Origin of the sequence: Kitasatospora sp. NPDC056783, assembly GCF_042789895.1 — a bacterium.
Lineage (GTDB): Bacteria > Actinomycetota > Actinomycetes > Streptomycetales > Streptomycetaceae > Kitasatospora.
Genome location: NZ_JBHUAF010000550.1, coordinates 1 through 4,126 on the forward strand (window position 1 = coordinate 1; position 4,126 = coordinate 4,126).

At 78.8% G+C, this 4,126-nt stretch carries 5 protein-coding genes; 3 read left to right on the forward strand and 2 right to left on the reverse strand.

Annotation, left to right across the window (positions count from 1 at the left end; all coding sequences use genetic code 11):
• Positions 1–401 precede the first annotated feature (401 nt).
• Entirely contained in the window at positions 402–656 is a 255-nt protein-coding gene (locus tag ACFRMQ_RS38855) for an acyl-CoA dehydrogenase family protein (RefSeq protein WP_380735613.1), read from the reverse strand.
• Positions 647–898 (reverse strand): acyl-CoA dehydrogenase family protein, encoded by a 252-nt coding sequence (locus ACFRMQ_RS38860; RefSeq protein ID WP_380735614.1) that lies wholly within the window; start codon positions 896–898, stop codon positions 647–649. The genes ACFRMQ_RS38855 and ACFRMQ_RS38860 overlap by 10 nt, the downstream gene beginning before the upstream one ends.
• A 471-nt stretch (positions 899–1,369) precedes the next feature.
• Between ACFRMQ_RS38860 and ACFRMQ_RS38865 the strand changes: the two genes are divergently transcribed.
• The 3 genes from ACFRMQ_RS38865 (at position 1,370) to ACFRMQ_RS38875 (ending at position 3,878) form a co-directional block, all read left to right on the forward strand.
• Positions 1,370–1,669, forward strand: coding sequence for an ArsR/SmtB family transcription factor (locus ACFRMQ_RS38865; RefSeq protein ID WP_380735615.1), 300 nt, complete (start codon positions 1,370–1,372; stop codon positions 1,667–1,669).
• 236 nt (positions 1,670–1,905) lie between these two features.
• On the forward strand, positions 1,906–2,520 hold the full coding sequence (locus ACFRMQ_RS38870; RefSeq protein ID WP_380735616.1) for a hypothetical protein: 615 nt from the start codon (positions 1,906–1,908) through the stop codon (positions 2,518–2,520).
• A 386-nt stretch (positions 2,521–2,906) separates the two neighbouring features.
• Positions 2,907–3,878 carry a phosphotransferase family protein gene (locus ACFRMQ_RS38875; RefSeq protein ID WP_380735617.1) on the forward strand — a complete coding sequence of 324 codons (972 nt, stop codon included), beginning with the start codon at positions 2,907–2,909 and terminating at the stop codon, positions 3,876–3,878.
• Positions 3,879–4,126: the final 248 nt, after the last annotated feature.

The window sequence follows — 4,126 nt, forward strand, 5'->3', positions numbered from 1 at the left end:
GCGCCCCGCGCGCCGCCGGGGGCGCGGCCGCGGCGGGGGCGGGCGCCGCAGACTTTGAGGTGACCGGATCCGGCGGGACCGCCGGGCACACCGTGCCGCGGGCCGGCGCGGGCGGGGACGGTGCCGGCGCGGGCGGGGACGGTGCCGGCGCGGGGGTGAGGCCGGCGGGGGTGCGGGCGCCGCAGGCTTTGAGGTGACCGGATCCGGCGGGGGCGGCGGGGCGCCGGGCACGCCGTGCCGCGGGCCGGTGAGGGCGGGGACGGTGCCGGCGCGGGCGGGGACGGTGCCGGCGCGGGGGTGAGGCCAGCGCGGGGGGTGAGGTCGGCGCGGGTGCGGGCGCCGCAGCCTTTGAGGTGACCGGATCCGGCGGGGCCGCGGGGGCGGCGGGGCGGCGGGGGTGCTCATCTGCCCAGTCCGAGCACGGCGGCGACGCGGTCGTACCGGGTCTCGTTGCTGCCGGAGCGGCCGGTGCCGGCGACGGCGTCGCGCACGTCCTTCTCCAGTCCGTACTCGGACATGCAGCCGTTGCCGCCGAGGACCTGGACGGCGGCCTGCGAGGCGGCGAGGCCGGATTCGCTGGCGAGGAGTTTGGCGATGGCCGGGTCGACGGTGACGTCGCCGCCGGCTTCCAGGCGCTGGGCGGTGCCTACAGCCACTCGCGGGCGGTTTCCAGGCGGATCCTGGTGTCGACGATCCTGTCGGCGGCCGACGGGCAGGAGCCGATGGGCCTGCCGAAGGACATGCGGGTCTCGGCGCGGTCGGGGCAGCGTTCCAGGCGGTGCCGCATCTCACCGGTGCTGACGCTGAAGGAGCAGAGGATCTCGCGTTTCAAGACGTGGCCGAGGACGAGGAAGCCGCCGCCGACGCGGCCCGGGACGCGGTCGGCGGGCACGCGCACGCCGTCGAGGTGGAACTCGGAGAGCGAGGAGGTGCGCAGTCCCGTCTTCTTGATGGGGTTTCCGCTGGTCAGGCCGGGGGTGTCGGCGTCGACGAGGAAGGCGGTGACGCCGAGGGCGCCGCCTCGGGGGTGGGTGCGGGCGTAGACGACGATGACGTCGGTCTCCTTCCCTCTCCCTGTCCTTCCCCCTTCCCGCCGTACGGCCGGGCCCCGCCCCGCCGTCCCCTCCCCTGCCCGTCCGCCCCTTTCCCGCGGCGCGTCCCCCTCCCTCCGGCGAGGACCGGTGTTGCGCGGGTGTTGCGGCGGGCGTGACAGGCAGGCCGGCCGTAGTAGCGTCGTGCACGTGAAGTCGCGCGCGACGCGCGGCTTTTGACCATCTGACGGACGGGGGCCGAGTGTTGGGAAGGGGTGGTGGGTGTGGGACGGGCACGCGTGGCGGCGCGGGTGATCGTGCACCCTGGCGTGGAGGACGTGAGCGTCCAGAAGGTACTGGAGGCGCTCGCTGATCCGGCCCGCCGGACGGTGGTACGCACGCTCGCGCACTCGGGGGCGCACCTCAGCTGCGGTTCCTTCGAGCTGCCGGTGGGACGCTCCACCTCCAGCCACCATTTCAGCGTGCTGCGCGAGGCGGGGGTGCTGCGCCAGTACTACGTGGGCACCACCAAGATGAACGCGCTGCGCAGTGAGGAGCTGGAGCGGCGTTTCCCGGGCCTGTTGACGGCGGTGGTGGCGGCCGCGGACGCGGAGGCCGGGCAGGCCCGGGGGGTGTGAGGGGCGCCCGGCGGCCCGGGCGGCCCGGGCGGTCGGGTCGGCCCGGGCGGTCAGGGCGGTCAGGTCGGTCAGGGCGGCCCGGGGGCAGGGCAGCGGGTGACGGTGGGCCCCGGCGAGGGCGTCGAGGCCCTTCGAAGAAGCGGCCCAGGAGCGGGACGGACGGTCCGCCGGCCGGGTCCGCGGTGACGAACGCGCGGGCGCGGCACGGGCGTTCGCCACCGCGGGTGGCCTCGCGCGTGCCGTGGAAGCGGCCGCTGACCGGGGCGGGGGTGTCCTGGCCCGGCGGCGGGGTCTCGCGCGGGCCGGGCGTCCGCGGGCGGCCAGGCGCCCGCCCCGGGCGAGGGCACGGGCGAGGGCGCGGCACGGGCGGCGGGGTCGAGGACGGTGCGCACCCCGCGCCCGGCGCCCGCCCGGTGGACGCGGTCCGCCGGGTCGTCCTCCCCGGTGACGGCGGCCTCGCGAACACCGGCCTCGCGCGGCCGTTCGGCCTTGGCGCGGGCGCGGGCGGCGGCGACGGGGCGGGCGCCCGGGCGGCGGGCGGTGCGGATCGCGGCCGGGCCCGCGCCGGAGGCGGCGGTGACCAGCACGTGGCCGCCGGGGCGCGGGCGGCCGTCCTCGGCGAGGGCGCCGCAGACGGTGAGGCAGGGCACCCACACGGCCGCGCCCCGGACGGGGGTGAGGCGGGCCGGGGCGGTGGGGGCGGCGACGCGGGCGGGCAGGGCACCAGGACGCGGGTGGCGTGGACGCCGTGGCCGTTCCGGGAGAACGCGGGCACGGTGTCGGCGAGGTCGCCGACGGCGGTGGCGGTGACGCCCTCGCCGACGGCTTCGACGGTGCCCGAGGCCTCGTAGCCGAGGGTGACGGACAGGCACGGGCCGCTCCGGGCAGGTGCCGGCGCGGAAGAGGGCCTCGGCGTGGCTGAGGCCGATCGCGGCGGCCTTCGGGCGCACTTCGCCGGGCCCGGGCCGGGGCAGGGGGCGTTCGGTGGCGTCAGGACCTCCGCTCCCCCGGTGGTCCCGAAGACGACGCCCCCGGGCATGGCGGCACTCTCCCCTGGTGTGCGTGGTGACCTGCGGCCCTCGGCCGATCCCGGGAGCGCCCTCCCGTCAATCGTCGACCCCGGCCGGGACAAGGGGCTCGGGGCCCTGGCCGTGCGGGAGTTGAGCACCTGCCGGCAAAGCCCGCCGGCGGTGCCCGCCCGGGGGCCGGCCGGGGGCGGGGCGTAGGCTTGGCGGCCGTGACCGACGACGGCGGGGGCTGGGGGCCGGGGTGGGAGCGCACGCGCGCGTGGGCCGAGGGGCATCTGGCGCCCGGTGAGCGGATCGCCCGGGTGAGCGCCCTGAAGGGCGGGTGGACCTCGCGGATGCGCCGCCTGGACATCGAGGGCCCGGACGGGGCGGGGCCGTACGCGCTGGTGCTGCGCTCGTTCGTGGAGCCGTTCTACCGCCGTCACGCGCCGGGGCTGCTGGCGCGCGAGGCGGCGGTGCTGGGACTGCTGGAGGGCAGCGCCGTCACGGCGGCGCGCCTGGTCGCCGTGGACGCTGCGGGGACGGTGTGCGAGCACCCGTCGCTGCTGATGACGCTGCTGCCCGGCGGGGTGCGGGTGGCCGGGGACCGCCACGCGCCGCCGCGCGCCCGGCTGCTGGCCGCGCAGCTGGCCGCCGTGCACGCCCTGGACGTCGGCGAGCGGGAGCGGCCGCGCGAGTGGCAGGCGTGGACGGCGCCCGAGCGGGTGGTGGCGCCCGAGGGCACGGACCGGGCCGGGCTGTGGGAGCGGGCGGTCGCGGTGATCGGCGGCGCGGTGCCCGCGTACGAGCCGTGTTTCCTGCACCGGGACTTCCATCCGGGCAACGTGCTGTTCGACGGCGAGGGCGGGCGGGAGGCGGTGTCGGGGGTGGTGGACTGGGTGGAGACGTCCTGGGGCCCGGCGGACCTGGACGTCGCCCACTGCTCCACCGCGCTGGCCCTGCTGCACGGCCCCGGGGCGGGCCTGGCCTTCGCGGATCATTACACGGCGGCGGGCGGGCGCGAACTGGCCACGGGCCGCGCCCACTTGTACTGGCGCCTGCTGGACGCGCTGGCGTTCGCGCCCGACGCCCGCAAGGTCGCCGAGCCGTGGCGGGAGCTGGGCCGCACGGACCTGACACCCGCCGTGCTGACGGGGCGCCTGGAGGACTACCTGCGGGGCCTGTTCGACCGCTACGCCTGAACCCCGGGGGCGGGCCGGGGCCGGAGTGAGACCGGGGTCGGGCCCGGCCGGGGCCGGAGTGAGACCGGGGGCGGGCCGGGGCGGGCCGGGGCCGGAGTGAGACCGGGGGCGGAGTGAGACCGGGGCCGGAGTGAGACCGGGGGCGGGGTGAGACCGGGGCCGGAGTGAGACCGGGGGCGGGGTGAGACCGGGGCCGGAGTGAGACCGGGGCCGGAGTGAGACCGGGGGCGGGCCCGGCCGGGGCCGGG